This is a genomic window from Oleiphilus sp. HI0079 (assembly GCF_001635105.1).
In genome coordinates, this window is record NZ_LWFT01000135.1 from 1 (window position 1) to 16,006 (window position 16,006).

15 protein-coding genes and 1 pseudogene are annotated in these 16,006 nt (G+C 47.9%); 6 read left to right on the forward strand and 10 right to left on the reverse strand.

Annotation, left to right across the window (positions count from 1 at the left end; translation table 11 throughout):
- Nucleotides 1-196 (forward strand): annotated as a pseudogene (locus A3750_RS25700) (RNA pseudouridine synthase); the annotation flags it as partial.
- Nucleotides 197-476: 280 nt separating this feature from the next.
- A complete protein-coding gene (locus A3750_RS25705; protein WP_068458739.1) occupies nucleotides 477-1,043 on the forward strand; it encodes a PEP-CTERM sorting domain-containing protein in 567 nt (188 codons plus the stop codon).
- A 186-nt stretch (nucleotides 1,044-1,229) separates the two neighbouring features.
- Here A3750_RS25705 and A3750_RS02030 read toward each other — a convergent pair whose 3' ends face one another.
- From A3750_RS02030 to A3750_RS02045, 4 genes are all read right to left on the reverse strand, one after another.
- On the reverse strand, nucleotides 1,230-2,021 hold the full coding sequence (locus A3750_RS02030) for an alpha/beta hydrolase (protein ID WP_068465969.1): 792 nt from the start codon (nucleotides 2,019-2,021) through the stop codon (nucleotides 1,230-1,232).
- A 3-nt stretch (nucleotides 2,022-2,024) separates the two neighbouring features.
- Nucleotides 2,025-2,807, reverse strand: coding sequence for an alpha/beta hydrolase (locus A3750_RS02035; protein ID WP_068458741.1), 783 nt, complete (start codon nucleotides 2,805-2,807; stop codon nucleotides 2,025-2,027).
- Nucleotides 2,804-2,968 (reverse strand): hypothetical protein, encoded by a 165-nt coding sequence (locus tag A3750_RS02040; protein ID WP_156492692.1) that lies wholly within the window; start codon nucleotides 2,966-2,968, stop codon nucleotides 2,804-2,806. The genes A3750_RS02035 and A3750_RS02040 overlap by 4 nt, the downstream gene beginning before the upstream one ends.
- Nucleotides 2,969-3,447: 479 nt before the next feature.
- Nucleotides 3,448-4,107: a methyltransferase gene (locus A3750_RS02045; protein WP_068458743.1), complete on the reverse strand. Its 660-nt coding sequence runs from the start codon at nucleotides 4,105-4,107 to the stop codon at nucleotides 3,448-3,450.
- A 133-nt stretch (nucleotides 4,108-4,240) separates the two neighbouring features.
- Here A3750_RS02045 and A3750_RS02050 point away from each other — a divergent pair, with 133 nt between their 5' ends.
- A complete protein-coding gene (locus A3750_RS02050) occupies nucleotides 4,241-5,089 on the forward strand; it encodes a mechanosensitive ion channel family protein (protein WP_068458744.1) in 849 nt (282 codons plus the stop codon).
- 237 nt (nucleotides 5,090-5,326) lie between these two features.
- Nucleotides 5,327-5,839 carry an aminoacyl-tRNA deacylase gene (locus tag A3750_RS02055; RefSeq protein WP_068458745.1) on the forward strand — a complete coding sequence of 171 codons (513 nt, stop codon included), beginning with the start codon at nucleotides 5,327-5,329 and terminating at the stop codon, nucleotides 5,837-5,839.
- Nucleotides 5,840-5,843: 4 nt separating this feature from the next.
- Here A3750_RS02055 and A3750_RS02060 read toward each other — a convergent pair whose 3' ends face one another.
- Nucleotides 5,844-7,211 (reverse strand): Do family serine endopeptidase, encoded by a 1,368-nt coding sequence (locus A3750_RS02060; RefSeq protein ID WP_068465968.1) that lies wholly within the window; start codon nucleotides 7,209-7,211, stop codon nucleotides 5,844-5,846.
- A 123-nt stretch (nucleotides 7,212-7,334) separates the two neighbouring features.
- Here A3750_RS02060 and A3750_RS02065 point away from each other — a divergent pair, with 123 nt between their 5' ends.
- Together A3750_RS02065 and A3750_RS02070 are read left to right on the forward strand one after the other, a co-directional pair.
- Nucleotides 7,335-8,609, forward strand: a complete 1,275-nt coding sequence (locus tag A3750_RS02065; RefSeq protein WP_068454934.1) for an FAD-dependent monooxygenase — start codon at nucleotides 7,335-7,337, stop codon at nucleotides 8,607-8,609.
- 32 nt (nucleotides 8,610-8,641) lie between these two features.
- Nucleotides 8,642-9,004 carry a histidine triad nucleotide-binding protein gene (locus tag A3750_RS02070; RefSeq protein WP_068454937.1) on the forward strand — a complete coding sequence of 121 codons (363 nt, stop codon included), beginning with the start codon at nucleotides 8,642-8,644 and terminating at the stop codon, nucleotides 9,002-9,004.
- A gap of 62 nt (nucleotides 9,005-9,066) precedes the next feature.
- On the opposite strand, the gene phoU is transcribed toward A3750_RS02070, so the two are convergent.
- The 5 genes from phoU to A3750_RS02095 all read right to left on the reverse strand — a co-directional run bounded on the left by phoU (nucleotide 9,067) and on the right by A3750_RS02095 (nucleotide 15,808).
- On the reverse strand, nucleotides 9,067-9,792 hold the full coding sequence (gene phoU, locus A3750_RS02075; RefSeq protein ID WP_068454940.1) for a phosphate signaling complex protein PhoU: 726 nt from the start codon (nucleotides 9,790-9,792) through the stop codon (nucleotides 9,067-9,069).
- A 30-nt stretch (nucleotides 9,793-9,822) separates the two neighbouring features.
- A complete protein-coding gene (gene pstB, locus A3750_RS02080) occupies nucleotides 9,823-10,704 on the reverse strand; it encodes a phosphate ABC transporter ATP-binding protein PstB (RefSeq protein WP_082863154.1) in 882 nt (293 codons plus the stop codon).
- Nucleotides 10,705-10,755: 51 nt separating this feature from the next.
- A complete protein-coding gene (gene pstA / locus A3750_RS02085; protein WP_304439016.1) occupies nucleotides 10,756-12,420 on the reverse strand; it encodes a phosphate ABC transporter permease PstA in 1,665 nt (554 codons plus the stop codon).
- Nucleotides 12,421-12,430: 10 nt separating this feature from the next.
- Complete coding sequence (locus A3750_RS02090; RefSeq protein WP_068454946.1) at nucleotides 12,431-14,704, reverse strand: ABC transporter permease subunit; 2,274 nt, start codon at nucleotides 14,702-14,704, stop codon at nucleotides 12,431-12,433.
- A 144-nt stretch (nucleotides 14,705-14,848) separates the two neighbouring features.
- Nucleotides 14,849-15,808, reverse strand: a complete 960-nt coding sequence (locus A3750_RS02095) for a PstS family phosphate ABC transporter substrate-binding protein (RefSeq protein ID WP_197466256.1) — start codon at nucleotides 15,806-15,808, stop codon at nucleotides 14,849-14,851.
- Nucleotides 15,809-16,006 lie beyond the last annotated feature (198 nt).

Sequence of the window (16,006 nt, forward strand, 5' to 3'; positions counted from 1 at the left end):
GCCCGTAACAGGACGAACCCACCAACTCCGCGTGCATATGCTATCGCTTGGGCATCCTATTCTTGGTGATCGACTCTATGCGGCAGGGGATGTGCTTGCAGCTTCAGATCGGCTCATGCTGCATGCTTGGCAGCTTGGGTTCATGCATCCTGAGAGCGGCGAATCGCTCTTTTTTGATCCCGAGGCACCATTCTGAAGCCTATATATCTGTACTTTCACCTGCTCGTCAGTGTAACGCGGTTTTCTTAAAAATCTTCCTTCAAAAAATGTGTCAGATTACTTAACACTCTCGTCGTTTGAGTTTTATTAAGCTATTGAAAAATATATATAAATTTGGACCGGTTTATTAATTGCTTACTGACACGGCGGGGGTATGTAGTTGGACTACGTATCGCTTTACCTTTCGAATGTTAGGGAAGAAAGTCAGGAGTCTTGTCATAAAGATGACTGGGTATTGCAACTAAAAGGAAACTAAGATGATAAAAAAACTAAGCACTAAATTGCTTGCGGCGATGGCTTTGTCATTCAGCGCAAGTAGTTTTGCGGGACTGATCACTGATGTGGTTGAACAGGAAGAGTACGTAACATCTTCTTCATGCGGGCTTTTCTGTGAAGAAAAAGGTGTCCACAGCTATACGCACAACCTCTTGGAGCCGGGCGATGACCCATTCACACTAGGGAGCGCGTTGAGCGGCAGCCTTTCAATCAATATATTTGATGATTCCAATGATGGATTCAGAAACTATAAAGGTGAAGGCGCTGTGATCGTTGTGGAAAACTTTGATTTTGACACCGGTGGCACGTGGGGCGCTTTGTTTGGATCTGCAACGCCAGGCTGGGCTGCTGATCTGGAAGTAGAGGCCTTGTTGGCACTGAACACCAATGGCATGTTGGATGTTACCATCAAGGGTCTCGGTGATTTTTGGGTCGGTGATTCGACGCTTACTATCGAAACCGCGGATGTCCCAGAGCCGGGATCAATTGCGTTGCTTGGCTTAGGGCTAGCAGGCCTTGGGTTTGCTCGACGTAAGCAAAAGGCATAAGCAAGACGGTCGTTTTAAAAGCCGGGCCTTGTCGCTCGGCTTTTTTATTTCCGGCTGATTCAGAGTCCTCGTTCGAGCGGTAAGCGATAGATTCAATCAAGAGCAAAGTCGACGTTTCGCCTTAGTTGAGCATCAAAAAGGGCTTGCACGATACGACAAACACCCGATGTTCATGGCTGAAGCGTGTTAATACGTCTGCTGTATCGGTGCTCTGTTATGCAACCACCTTGTTATGTCTTTGGCTATGTCTTCCCATGACCTTTCCACTTGGTAAGTGTGGCTTAATCCATCATAAACAATGGCCTCACTTCCGATATGTCTCGCGGATTTGATTACTTCCAGATAAGGAATAATCAAGTCGCCTTTGGCAGCGATAAAAAGGATTTTTTCAGGGTCAAGTTTCTCTTTTTGTAAAGCGGGAGGCGCCAGAAGTCGAATTAAGACGGGAATCGATTCAGATTGTAATTGCGAGGTGACAGTTTTTGCTGCTTCTGGGTGACATGTGTCAGAGTAGATTCCAAGCGGAGGCGTGCCTAGTTTTGTGATCCCCGAATAGCAGGCTGCAGAAACAAATTTGGCGACAGAGATGGGTGACTTTTTCGCTAACGAAGCCATCGAGCCCAGCACGCCGAAAGCGGGGACAGGCGAGAGCAATACGAGTGAGTGCGTTTCAATTTTTGTTGCTGCATGCAAGGCCACTAAACCACCTAATGAATGAGCGATGACAATAGGCGGCGCGTCACAAGAGGACATTGCGGCCACGCACTCATCAACGTAATTTGAAAAGCTTAATCTAAGACGTTTCGCTGCCGATGAGCCGTGGCCACTGAAAGACATCGTATGCACTTTATAACCTTGGCTTCTAAAGAATGAGGCAAAATTATTCTCCCAAATCCAAGCGCCGGACATGGCCCCTGGCACAAACAAAATCGGGACGTTTTGGCTTGAATTTGCAGCATCTTTAAACGAAACAATCACTGATTACCCCTCCGTTAATTCTCGCAGCACAAGGTTCATGACGTTACGGTTGAACCCCATTCCTAGGTGAGATACTTCGGCTTCGATATAATGAGTTTGGTCATCGGAAGGGAGAACACTGGCAGACCAATCCACTATGCCATCAGAGCGACTAACAATGGCGCTTAACTTACAGGGGATGGGGATTTTTTTTCGTTCTTCCACAATGGCTTCGATCCAATTTAAATCGAGCCCTCTTTTCGCTAGAGCGGGCGCTGCAGAAGTGTATTTTGGGCCGCCCGTTAGAGGAGAACCCATCGTTACCACTTGGTCCACCGCTTCAGGTATATCCCTTGCCACCTCTCGGGCAACCACACCGCCCAAGCTCCACCCAACTAACGATACAGATTGCCCCGTCGACTTATAAAATGAGGCGACTTTCTCAGTCATTAGATCGCATAAATGTGGTACTCCGAACTCACCTCTGTAAGGAGTTGGGGGCTCAAAATCCCAGCTTATCTCAGATGGATTATGATCTAAATTCAGTCCCGCTTGATTCACGCCAAGGCCCCAGCCCATGGTATTGAAACCATGTCGAGTCAAGAAAAACCGTAAAGGAGCCATGGCAGCATCACTGACGCCAAAACCGGGTAAAACAAACACATTTCTACCTTCACCTGTAGCCTGCTTTTTACTGAATCCCAAAGCAGACAGCCTTACTGGCAGAGACAAAAGGTCAAGCGCTGCTCTCAGTTCTAAAACGCTCTTTAACGCATGCGGTTTTGACAATGGCTGTGCGTTATTCATCCGCTCACTCCTGCGAGCTTAATCTCTTGCAGTATTTGAGAGATGTCTTGATCAAATTCGCTGGAATTTAGGTGATCTCGCATTTGTTTCATTAGCGAGCCTACATCTTCAACCTCATCGTCGGAGAAAGGAGCAAGCTGTGTTTGAACGAAAGATCTCACGGCTAAGGGCCTACTTACAGCGTATCCTGTTGAATATGCCATATCGTTTATTATTGAATCCATATGGTTTAGTACTGAACTAAATCAAACTTGGACCATCGATCTGGAAGAAAACTACACGGGGATGTATGCATTTTTAAAAGGCGCAGCCCCCAAAATCTCAGGCGTGAGGGCTAGACATCTTTCAGAGTCACGCCTTTTTGCCCACAGCATCAATGAGGCAATATAAAATCTCCTCAGGACTGCGTTCACCGTAGGGCAAACCCTTTAACAAAGTTAGTATTGAACAAAGAGCGAGACACCTTTCTAGCAATGACATCACAGTGTTTCGTGCCCGAAAGAGTTGAGTGACGCTGTTGGTCTGCATCTCGCCATCAATCGCTGTTACTTATCGACGAGCGGCATGTTCGCTTTTGGCGGAAGCCAATGTCGTTATGCCATTTGGAGAAGGTGTTTGTGCTTGATTGAGTACAAATGCCTCAGCGTGTTTTAGATCGATAAAGTCGAACGGTATTGAACTCTTCAAACTCGTTTAGATCTGGCCACGTCCGCGCTTCGTGGGTTTCGAGAAGTTCAAAGTGCTCGCTAGGAAGGGTCTTCATTCTGGAGTCGGCCAATAAGACGGCACCGCTGCGCTCACGCCATTCATCTAACAAGCTGTGATTGTCTCGGTCGTAAAGCACATCGGCCGCAGTTAGTACATCAATCTCATCGCTGATGTCGTCCAGAGTCTTGATGCAATGGAGCTCAACGCCATTGTGCTCAGCGTTTACCTGAACCGCTTGCAGAGCATCCTCATCAATATCACAGGCCCATACCGTTTTGGCACCTGCGCGCGCGGCAGCCAGCGCCACTACACCGGAGCCTGATCCAATATCAACTACACGCTTTCCCTTAACCCACTTGGGGTTGTTGAGTATGTAGGATGCGAGCACTTGGCCGCTTGCCCAGCAAAATGACCAGTAGGCTGGCTCGGCAACAATGGCTTGCGCTTCGTCGTGCGGAATAGGCCCCTCGAGCACCTGAGGATCAAAAAGCGCGAGCGATATTTGCGGACAGAAGGGTGGCGTCGTGAAGGTCAGTCTGGCTTTCTTGAGGGTGCGCTGCATTTGCTCTTGGAGGGATAAAAGCGTTGGCATTTGAAGACTAAAGGCTCTACATTTAAGGGGACAAAAATAAGCATAACATGCTCAGGGCCTGTTCATACGCTGAGCGCAAAAATCATCCAAATACAAAGACCGTATTTAACGACAAAATACAAAGGATAGAACGATGTCACTAGAAAGTGTTACTGAAGAAAAAGTACTCGAGTTAGGCGATCAAGCCATGCAGTTTGCAATGACCTACGGACCGAAAGCGGTGATTGCTATTGTGAGCCTGGTTGTCGGGTTTTGGCTTATTAATCGTGTTGTAGGCTCCCTCGAGAAACATCTGATTTCGCGTGCTGATAAAACGCTCGCAGCGTTCTTAAAAAGCTTGCTCTCTGTTTTTCTGAAAGCGATCTTAATTATTACCGTTGCTTCTTACATTGGCATTGAAACAACCTCTTTGATTGCTGTTTTAGGTGCTGCGGGTTTGGCCGTCGGTCTCGCCTTGCAGGGCAGTCTTTCGAACTTCGCTGGTGGCGTGCTTATTCTGTTTTTCAAACCATTCAAAGTGGGTGATTTGATTGATGCGCAGGGTTACATCGCTACGGTAAAAGAGATTCAAATCTTTAATACCATTTTGCTTACGGCAGATAACCGTATGGTCGTGATTCCCAATGGCGCGCTATCTAACGGTGCGTTGGTAAACATAAATCATGAGCCGAAACGCCGCGTTGATTTCGTCTTTGGTGTGGGCTACGACGATGACATTGACAAGGTGAAGAGCATCATTGATAAGGTGAGTGCAGCTGATGAGCGTGTACTTAAAGATCCCGCGAAAATGATTGTCTTAAGCGAGCTTGCGGATAGCTCTGTCAACTTTACCGTTAGACTATGGGTAAATACATCTGACTACTGGGGCGTATATTTTGATATTCATGAGGCAATGAAAAAAGCCTTTGATGCAGAAGGTATTTCGATCCCGTTTCCGCAGCGCGATGTGCATATGATTCCTCAAGAGGGCAGTAATTCTTGATAACGGATAGCATAACCTGCGTTATATTGCAGTTCTGAAATCTGCACGTCACAAATGTGTTAAATCGGTAAAATGGCGATCAATTTGTGACGTGTATTCAACTAACTCAGTGTGTGTGATCACGAAATAATTTGATTCTTGGGTGTAACGTGTACCTGTACTTGCTTGGGCTCTCCTGGCAATACATTTTCAACTTGTAAGCAATGACAAGTCTGGATCAACGGTGGAGGTAGTACGATGCCAATAAAACAATTACAAGAATACCTGGATGCGCATGATGTCGCATACGAATCTATTGAACACTCTCCTGCCTACACGGCAAAAGAAATTGCAGACCTAGTAAAGGTAGAAAGTGAGCAGGTCGCCAAGACAGTGATGGTGTATCTCGATGGCGTGCTTTCCATGGTCGTTTTACCCGCTTCATGTCGCATTCGTTGGGATCGTTTCACGCGGGCCATGGGAACTGAATTGGTTGATCTCGCTACAGAGACGGAGTTTGAAAGCAAGTTTCCTCAGTGCGAGTTGGGTGCGATGCCTCCATTCGGTCGAATGTACGAAATCCCTATGTACATGTACGAGGGGTTCAACGAAAGCGGTGCGATTGTGTTTCGGGGTGGTACGCACAACCAGTCAGTCAAGATGGACTTCAAAGACTATAAAATGCTTGCGCAACCGATGACCTTGAGCGAAGGCTTTGCTCGAATTGGGGTGTCTCGTCCAGATTGGATGTTACGTCGTAAGGCGAGTTAATCGATCAACGTAAATACAAGCTAAGTTCTTGATAGCCGCGGCGAAGATTAAAGCTTCGCAGCGGTTCGCGACTTGTCAGATACACTAACTCATCGATATTGTGAACGCGTTTTTGGTTTGCGCCAAAAATGATGTCGCCGATCTCCAAACCCTGTTGGGCGGCGGGTGAGCCCTGATCAATATCAACGATGATGCAGCCAACGGCAGATTCATAATCCGGATGAATGAGATCCTGCAGTCTTACTCCTGACAGGCTCGGGTGTAACTTATCACCGGCTATCTCAGGAATTGGGATTTCCTCTATCGTCACTTCTAGTTGAATGGGTTTTCCATCGCGAATGACCTTAAGCGCGACAACACTACCAAGAGGGGACAACCCGATTCTGTTGGCCATGTCGGCAGCGCTATTTACTGGACGATCATTGGCCTCGATAATGAGATCTCCTGCTTTCAGCCCTGCTCGTTCAGAGCTACTCTCTACTTTTACGCTATTGACCAAGGCGCCCTGATAGCGATTGAGTTCGAAGGCGTTCGCAAGTTCTGGCGTAAGGTCCTGAAAACGTGCGCCTATTCCGCCACGCTTTACTTCACCGTAAAGGATTAGCTGGTTCATGACCGATTGAGCGACTTCTGACGGTATGGCAAAGCCGATGCCGACATTGCCACCTGAAGGAGCGAGTATGGCTGAGTTAATTCCTATCAACGTTCCTCTTAAATCAATCAACGCTCCACCGGAGTTACCGGGGTTGATGGACGCATCGGTTTGAATAAAGTCTTCATAGCCTTGTACGCCAAGGCCATTGCGGCCAAGGGCACTCACAATCCCACTGGTGACTGTTTGCTGTAAGCCAAACGGGCTACCAATTGCCAGCACAAAATCACCAACTTGAACCGCATTGTCGGATGCGAGAGGGATGCTGGTAAGGTTCTCTGCCGGGATTTGCAATACGGCAAGGTCGACCTTTTTATCCGAGCCTAAGATCGTTGCTTTAAAGCGACGACCGTCTTGTAAGGTAATCTCAACTTCATCGGCATTCTGAATCACATGATGGTTGGTCAATACAAAACCATTCTCTGCGTCAACGATAACACCGGAACCAGCACTTTGAGTGCGCTTGGTGACAGCGGGGTCTTCGGGGAGTTGAAAAAAATGTCGAAAAAAGGGGGACGAGAGTAGCGGGTTACGATGCGCTCTTATCGTATAAGTTGAAACGTTGACGACCGCAGGTGCGGCTTGTTTTACGATGGGGGCTAGCGACGGCACCGATGTTCCCTGGATCAGGCGTTCAGGAAACGCGGCATGTACATGTGTTGTGGTTGTGAGGCCAACACAAAGAAAAACCAGCACGAATCGGAAAGATGAAATAGCCATTGAAAGTACTTTCTAGCCTCTGCGCATCACGTTATGATCTTAATCATAAATCAAACCCTAACGCATACCTATGTGTGTCTGATAGTGGATTTTACAAGCTCAGTGCTTCGAAATTAGGCCGATATGCAGAATAAGTCTCTTCATTTTGATGTTGTGATCGTCGGTGCCGGAATGGTCGGCGGCGCAATCGCGTGCGGTTTAGCCCAGCAGAACTTCCGTATAGCGCTGATTGATAAAGCGCTGCCAAAACCAGTGAGTAGTGATGAGCCGCCGCGCATTCGCGTTTCGGCACTTAACCTGGCAAGTGAACAACTTCTTCGGAATCTTGGTGCATGGCAACACATTGCAGCGCAACGGGTATTTCCTTACGACTATCTCTCGGTTCATGAACGACATGCGAAGACAGGCTTGGTGTCCAAGCTTCCTGATATCAGCAAGTGGGCGACAACCCGTTTTGAGGCGGCTGAACTAGGCCGCGATCATCTTGGGCATATTGTAGAAAACGATGTGGTTCAGGGGGGCTTGTTGCAACGTATCAACGAGTTGCCGCAAATCAGCTTGTTTACGGATACATCGATTGAGTCTATGTCGGCAAGCGCTGAGGCGCGTGTTCTGGGACTCTGCAATGGTGACGTTCTGACTACGGAACTTGTGATTGGGGCCGATGGCGGGCAGTCGCAAATTCGTCAGTTGGCTGGCATTGGCCAATATGCCGAAGCGTATGAGCAACACGCAATGGTCGTCACTATTCGTTATAAGGGTTCGCTGCAAACCGGGACTTGGCAGTCATTTCGCCCTGAGGGGCCGCTGGCATTTTTACCTCTTAGCCCCGTTGCGGGCGCCCATTATGGTTCGTTGGTTTGGTACGACTCGGCGGATACCATTGCCGAGCTCAAGTCGCTAAAGGTCGCGCAGCTGAAACAACGAATACAAGCCAATTTCCCCGCTACTTTGCCAGAGATAGAGGAGATCATTCAGGTCGCCTCGTTCCCGCTGGTTAAATCGCATGCGCAGCAGTATTGGAGTGACGGTATCGTGCTCGCCGGTGACGCAGCGCATACCATTAACCCCTTAGCCGGGCAGGGGGTGAACCTCGGTTTTATGGATGCTGCGGTGCTGATTGAAAAGCTTGGCAAGGCGAAGCTTGAGGGTGTTTCGCTGCGTGATGCTCGTGTTGCTCGTGACTATGAGCGCGTTAGGCGAAAGTACAACCAGTTAATGATGACTGCGATGGATGCGTTCTACCTTGGCTTTAGTAGTCGCTCAACTCCGCTTCAGGTGATGCGCAATATCGGTTTGGGCTTGGCGAATCGCTCGGGGCCGGTCAAGCGTAAGGTGGTGGAGTATGCGACGGGGCTGCAAGGTGACATACCGCGACTCGCTCGAGTTAGCGATTAGCAAATTAAAAGATACACGGAGTAAGTTTCAAAATGGCAGAAACGATTTTTACCAAAATCATTAATAAAGAAATCCCCGCAGAGATCATATACGAAGACGATCTTTGTCTCGCATTTAACGATATTCAGGCGCAGGCTCCGGTGCACTTTTTGGTGATCCCAAAAAAGCCGATTGCAACCATCAATGATATTCAGGAAGACGACAAGTCATTGGTCGGGCACTTGTTCTGGGTAGCGAAGAGCATTGCAAATGAGAAGGGCTTTGCGGAACAGGGGTTTAGAACCGTGATGAACTGTAATGAATATGGCGGACAATCTGTGTACCACATTCACTTGCATGTTTTGGCAGGAAAACCGCTTGGCTGGCCGCCTTATACTGATAAGTTGAAGGTATAAAAAAAGCGCTCAGTTGAGCGCTTTTTGTTTTTATCTAAGCTTGTAAAAGCTGAGACGCGAAGCTAGTTGCCTTCAATAAGTTGTTCTGCTTCGGCAATTTTCATGTGGCGGATGTCTTCGCCTTTCACCAAATAGATCACATACTCAGCAACATTCGCTGCGTGATCTCCGATTCGCTCGAGTGCACGCAGCACCCAAAGTACATTATGTACTTGAGAAATACTCCGCGGATCTTCCATCATGAATGTCATGAGCGAACGAATTGCTGACCCATATTCCTCATCGACCGCTCGGTCTTCGCGAATAATATCGAGTGCCATATTCGCGTCAAATCGAGCGAACGCATCAAGTGCACCATTTACCATTTGCACAACATGCTTGCTGATATGACGTACTTCAACGTAGCCCCGAGGTAGTTTGCCTTGGTCGCTTATTTGGACGGCCATTTTGGCGATCTTGGCGGCTTCATCACCGATTCGTTCGAGATCGGCAACCATCTTAACCGTGGAAATAACCAAGCGAAGATCGCTGGCAGCGGGCTGTCTTCGAGCAATGATTTGTGTACATTCCTCATCGATCATCCGCTCCATATCGTCGACGTTTTTCTCTGTATCTCGAACACTCTCGGCAAGCGCCGTGTCAGATTCCAAGAGAGACTCCACGGCGTCGGTGATTTGTCTTTGGACCAGGCCGCCCATCTCGAGAAAGTGGCTGCGCAACTCACTCAGGTTCTGATTGAACTGTTGTGAGATATGCTGGTTGTGTGACTCATGTGTTGGTGAGCTCATTATGTATCCCCTTATCTATCGTCCGTGAAATTAACCGTAACGGCCTGTGATGTAGTCTTCTGTCTGTTTCTTACTCGGGTTTGTGAACAGTTGGTCTGTATTACCAAACTCGATCAAATCGCCCATATACATGAATGCGGTGTAGTCAGAAACACGTGCAGCCTGCTGCATGTTGTGGGTAACGATAACAATAGTATAGTCATCCTTAAGCTGATGAATAAGCTCTTCAATCTTCAGTGTTGAGAGTGGATCAAGGGCTGAAGCCGGCTCATCGAGCAGCAATACCTCTGGTTTTACAGCAACCGTACGCGCGATAACCAAACGCTGTTGCTGACCGCCAGACAGACCGAGCGCGCTGTCGTTTAGGCGATCTTTTACTTCGTCCCAAAGCGCGGCTGAGCGCAATGACCATTCGACCGTCTCATCCAGTACGCGTTTGCTATTAATGCCTTGAATACGTAAACCGTAGGCAACGTTTTCGTAGATGCTCTTCGGAAATGGATTCGGCTTTTGGAATACCATGCCAACACGACGGCGAAGGTCAGCGACTTCGACTTTTTTGTCGTAAATATCTTGCTCTTCTAGCAACACTTTTCCGCTAATGTTGACGCCATCTACCAAATCGTTCATTCGGTTAAAGCAGCGCAATAGCGTTGATTTACCACAGCCTGATGGGCCGATAAACGCCGTCACCCGGTTTTGTGGAATGGTCATGTTGATACCGTGAAGTGCTTCTTTTTCTCCATAACTGAGACGAAGGTCATTCACTTTCAGTGCAATCTTTTCGTCTTCTAAACGCAAGGTATTCTCTGCGCGTGAAAGACTGCTAATGTCGATACCATGGGTGCGATCGCTATTTGGTGCAGTCGCGCTTGTGTTTTCTGTGCTTGTGCTTGAATTCTGGTTTTCCATATCAAACTCTTTGGTTAAATCTCTAATACTAATTTCGGATGAGCGCTTGGGTTACATCTCAAGCGCTTTGTATTTTTCACGTAGTCTGTTGCGAATCGCGACGGCTGACAAATTCAACAGAGCGATAACCGCCACCAATAAAAGTGACGTTGCATACACGAGTGGTCGTGCTGCTTCTACGTTCGGGCTTTGAAATCCAACGTCATAGATGTGGAAGCCCAAGTGCATGAATTTTTGGTCTAAATGCAGGTAAGGGTAGTTACCATCAAGTGGAAGCGAAGGCGCTAGCTTTACCACACCAACTAACATCAAGGGCGCAACTTCGCCTGCTGCTCGCGCAATGGCCAGTATTACACCGGTCATCATTGCTGGGCTTGCCATTGGCAAGATAACGCGCCAAAGCGTTTCTGCTTTGGTGGCACCCAGCGCGAGACTACCCTCGCGAATAGAACGCGGGATACGAGAAAGACCTTCCTCGGTAGCAACGATAACAACAGGCAAAGTAAGAATTGCGAGTGTAATTGACGCCCAGAGCAAGCCACCGGTGCCGTAGGTTGGTGAAGGTAATGCTTCAGGGAAAAACGCCTGATCAATGCCCGAACCCACGAAATAGATGAAAAAGCCCAGCCCGAATACACCGTAGACAATGGAGGGTACACCTGCCAGATTATTTACTGCGATGCGAATAATACGCGTCAACGTTCCCTGATGGGCATACTCTCTCAGATAGACGGCCGCGATTACACCGAATGGTGTCACGATGATCGACATAATGATCACCATTAATACCGTGCCGAAAATAGCCGGGAAGATACCACCTTCGGTGTTCGCTTCGCGTGGTTCGTCGCTTACAAACTCGTAGAGTTTAGCAACATAAAACCCCAGCTTATCCCCTAGACTCATGGCGTTAGGCTGGTAGGCATTGACCACTTTTGCAAGATCAACGGTGATTTGTGTGCCATCCATGCTTTGCACGCGTACTTTGTCGCGGTTGATCTGGGTGTAGAGATCGATCAATTGATCCTGCAATCCAGCATATTGTGCATCAAGTACTGCACGTTCTTCGGCTATCTCTGCTTGTGCTTGTGCCGTTAGACGGTTTTCAAGCTCAAGTTTGCGTTGTTTGAGACGCAGTCGTTCCATGCCCGCATTGATTGACCCAATCTCACCTTTTTCGATCTCGTGAATCTGGGAGTAGATCTCCAATGCACGCTCAAGTCGTGTTTCAAACTCCGGCCATGCGGCGTCGTTCTCAGCCACCACGTTATCGGCCTCAATGACTTGCTTGAGGTAACCATAGAAATTACCCCACTCACGTCGCTCCATAACGATAATGTCTTCAGGGTAGGTTTTATCCGAAATGTTTCGGTCGAGGATCCAGCGAAAGTCCGCTCCGGTAATATCCCTGTTACCCAGCTTGATGAGATTGCGATCAAGATGTTCAAGACCCTCTGGGATGCTGTATCCCGCATCACGAAGTTGAATTGCCGAGACTTCCACTGTTTCGACCATCTCACCAATGATGGTGTAGCTTGAACCGTCTTTCGCCTCAACTTGAGCCTGCATGACGTCGTGTGCCCAAAAGTGCACTAGTCCGCGGCTGGCGATGAGATAGAGCAGGCCAAATACCATGACCATGCTTATCGCGACGGCGCCGGCATTGAACCAAACCCACGGGTCGCCGTTTTTAAACCATTTTTTTACTGATACGCGCACGATAAGCTCCTTAAATTACACTGTACTTGTTGCGCAGGCGCTGACGGACAAATTCGGCCAGAGTGTTTACCACGAAGGTAAACAGGAACAGGACGAATGCCGCTAGAAACAGAATGCGGTAATGCGTACTGCCGACCTCGGATTCAGGCATTTCCACCGCAATATTGGCGGAGAGTGTTCGCATGCCTTCAAAGATGTTGATGTCCATAATTGGCGTGTTGCCGGTGGCCATTAAGACGATCATCGTTTCGCCGACCGCACGGCCCATGCCGATCATCACGGCAGAGAAAATTCCTGGACTGGCTGTGGGCAGAATAACGCGAACCATGGTTTGCCACTGAGTTGCCCCGAGCGCCAAAGAGCCTTGAGTTAGGTGCTTTGGTACGCTGAACACCGCATCCTCGGTGATAGAGAAGATGGTCGGAATAACCGCAAAGCCCATCGCAGCGCCAACAACTAAAGCATTTCGCTGGTCAAAATCGATGCCAGCAGAGTTAGTGAGCCATTGACGCATGTCACCATCAAACAAGATTGTTTCAAGTGCTGGGCTGATCGCCATGCTAATCCAGCCGCCGGCAATGATTACCGGAATCAGTAGAACTGGGTCCCATCCATCCGGAATCTTATGGCGAATCGCGACAGGAAGGTTGGTCCAGAGATACCCAAACAACAGAATGAAAATAGGCGTGATGATCAGTACCGAGAAAACGCCTGGTAAGTTCTCTTCCATGAATGGCGCGAAGAACAAACCGGCTAGAAAACCAAGGATAACGGTGGGTAGTGCTTCCATTAACTCGATAGAAGGTTTGACCTTTCTGCGAAGTCGCGGCGACATAAAGTAAGCCGTATACAAGGCGCCACAGATAGCCAATGGTGTCGCTACAAGCATGGCGTAAAACGCCGCTTTTAAGGTACCGAAGGCAAGAGGTGACAGGCTGTATTTTGGTTCGAAGTCATTGTTTGCAGCAGATGATTGCCAAATGTATTCGGGCTCTTGATAACCCTCATACCAAACTTTGCTCCAAAGCGCGGAGAAGGAAATCTCTGGGTGTTCGTTCTCTACATTCCACCATTGAATCATTCCTTCGTTGGTTTCTACCAATAGCTTGTTTGCTCGAGGCGCTATAGCAACGTGAGAGACCTCCGCCTCAGCATCAATGCGCAATGCAGTAGAGTGTGCAGTACTGTTGTAGAAGACAATTTGGCCTGTGGTATCGGCAACCACAAAGCCTTTACGGCGCTGCTCAATATCAACCGCACTCACGGACCCGCCGACGGCTTCGAAGGTACGGATTTTCTGCAAGCTGTAATCATTGTCGTCATCGCGCACCATAAACCATTGACTGGTAGCGCCATTGGTATCCGATACAAGTATAGAAGCACCGCCAAGCAGCAGGGTCATATTGGCTATGCCCGTTTCAACTGAGCCAACCTGCAAGGTGCTATTGACGATATCTTCGCGGTCAGCACGCAGATCCAAGACCTGAATTTTGCCTTTTTCTGTTGAGATGAACACAAAGCGCATGCGAGGCTCGACGATAATGTTTTTTGCCTTCACGTTTAGATCGGGGAGCTCGATGTCATTAGGTACCAGGCGAATTTCGCCACTTAGGAAGTCTTCTTCTTGATCGAACTGCTGGGCAACGAGCGCGTCTGATGCACTGACTGCAGCAACCATTAAGGCACTGTCGCTCATTGCAATGGCAATCTCTTTGAGTGCATCACCGGCAGGGTCGAGCATCATGGCTTCTTCGCCAAACGGAAACTCGATGAACGGCTCAATCACACGTTGATCATTAGGGTAGGTGATTTTGTAGCTGTGCTTCAAAACTAAAGCGGTGCCATTGCTTAAACCTAAAACGAAGGTTCTGGATGCTGGATCCGCATTGGCAACGCTAGTAACAACTACGCCTTCTTCAATCGGCAAGTCAACTTGGCTATGAATGCTGCCATCGAGCGTGTTGTAGAAAATAACGCTTCCGAGATCCGTCACACGAAATGCTTTTTCGCCTTGCTCTTCTGCACCGCTATAGATGGTTTTGCCGGCCTCTTTTGCCGGAACCTCATAACTGGCGATACGCTCAGCTTCTGCGCTGGCAAACAGCGGCGCTACTTCATAGAGTAAATAGAAGAAAATTAGCGTAATCGCGACGATTACACTAATACCCCCGGTGCCGATGGAAATGCGCGCGAATTCGTCTTTAAACTTTCGCGTTTTTCTGTGGCGGATCAACCTTGGGCTATTAAAGTCCAGATCAGGTTGTTGCGGTGTAGATTCGCTCATAAATAATACCGATAAATTGAGAGAACGTAGTTAACTGTTAAAAACTGAAAAATACAAATGCCTTTCACGACAAAAACCCTCCGCCTTACTGGCGGAGGGTTTTTGTTCTTTAGCGAACTTCGAGTGGTATTCGAAGTTGCCTAATTAAAGGCCAAGCGCTTTAAATTGCTTTTCGACAACAGCAGCTGGTAGTGGAACATAACCGTCTTTTACTACCACTTCCTGACCTTGCTGAGACATGATCAACTTAATGAATTCAGCTGTGATCGGATCAAGGGGCTTGTTTGGCGCCTTGTTAACGTACATGTAAAGGAAGCGAGATAGCGGGTAAGCGCCTGAAACTGCGTTTTCAGGTGTTGCTTCGATATAGTCAGAACCTTTCTTCGCTAGAGGCAAAGCACGAACTGATGCAGTTTTGTAGCCGATACCTGAGTAACCGATACCGTTTACAGACTCTGATACGCCCTGAACAACAGAGGCTGAACCTGGTTGCTCGTTTACGTTGTTCTTGAAGTCACCTTTACAAAGCGCTTTCTTTTTAAAGTAACCATAGGTACCCGATACTGAGTTGCGTCCGAAAAGCTGAATTGACTTATCAGCAAGCGCGCCCTCAAGACCAACATCGCCCCAAGTTGTTACATCTTTATCAAAACCGCACTTACGAGTTGAAGAGAATACGGCATCAATTTCAGAAATGTTCAAACCTTTGATTGGGTTGTCTTTGTTGACGAATACCGCAAGAGCATCGATTGCAACAGGAACGGCTGTTGGTGGGTAGCCGAAACGCTTTTCGAATGCTTCGCGCTCTTTGTCCTTCATTTTACGGCTCATTGGGCCAAGATTTGAAGTACCTTCGGTCAATGCAGGTGGCGCAGTAGATGAACCGGCTGCTTGAATTTGGATGTTTACATTTGGGTAGTTGCGTTTGAAGTCTTCTGCCCATAGCGTCATTAGGTTTGCTAGTGTGTCTGAACCCACACTTGAAAGGTTACCAGAAACACCGCTAGCCTTTTCGTATGCTGGGATGTTTTGATCTACTTGAGCAGTCGCAACACTTGAAAGCGCTGTGATCGCCATTGCACCGATTAGTTTTTTAAATCTCACTACCGTCTCCTACGAATAATTCGAGTTTTTGAAACACCTAGCTGTAATGTGTAACTTAGGCTTGAGACGAACTATATGATTGTTTTATGACACTTATATGACAGTGCGTTGTCATATTTGTTTTTTACATTGTTTTGACATTTTACTCAAAACTTTTCCTAGCTAAGGCCTTTAAACAGGCTATTGTTTAAAGCATTA

Bases quoted from the DNA above. Each gene is read 5' to 3' on its own strand.
- phoU (WP_068454940.1), bottom strand. From the start codon at position 9,792: ATGAGCTCACCAACACATGAGTCACACAACCAGCATATCTCACAACAG.
- pstB (WP_082863154.1), bottom strand. From the start codon at position 10,704: ATGGAAAACCAGAATTCAAGCACAAGCACAGAAAACACAAGCGCGACT.
- A3750_RS02055 (WP_068458745.1), top strand. From the start codon at position 5,327: ATGCCAATAAAACAATTACAAGAATACCTGGATGCGCATGATGTCGCA.
- A3750_RS02035 (WP_068458741.1), bottom strand. From the start codon at position 2,807: ATGAATAACGCACAGCCATTGTCAAAACCGCATGCGTTAAAGAGCGTT.
- A3750_RS02070 (WP_068454937.1), top strand. From the start codon at position 8,642: ATGGCAGAAACGATTTTTACCAAAATCATTAATAAAGAAATCCCCGCA.
- A3750_RS02060 (WP_068465968.1), bottom strand. From the start codon at position 7,211: ATGGCTATTTCATCTTTCCGATTCGTGCTGGTTTTTCTTTGTGTTGGC.
- A3750_RS25705 (WP_068458739.1), top strand. From the start codon at position 477: ATGATAAAAAAACTAAGCACTAAATTGCTTGCGGCGATGGCTTTGTCA.
- A3750_RS02090 (WP_068454946.1), bottom strand. From the start codon at position 14,704: ATGAGCGAATCTACACCGCAACAACCTGATCTGGACTTTAATAGCCCA.
- A3750_RS02065 (WP_068454934.1), top strand. From the start codon at position 7,335: ATGCAGAATAAGTCTCTTCATTTTGATGTTGTGATCGTCGGTGCCGGA.
- A3750_RS02045 (WP_068458743.1), bottom strand. From the start codon at position 4,107: ATGCCAACGCTTTTATCCCTCCAAGAGCAAATGCAGCGCACCCTCAAG.
- A3750_RS02050 (WP_068458744.1), top strand. From the start codon at position 4,241: ATGTCACTAGAAAGTGTTACTGAAGAAAAAGTACTCGAGTTAGGCGAT.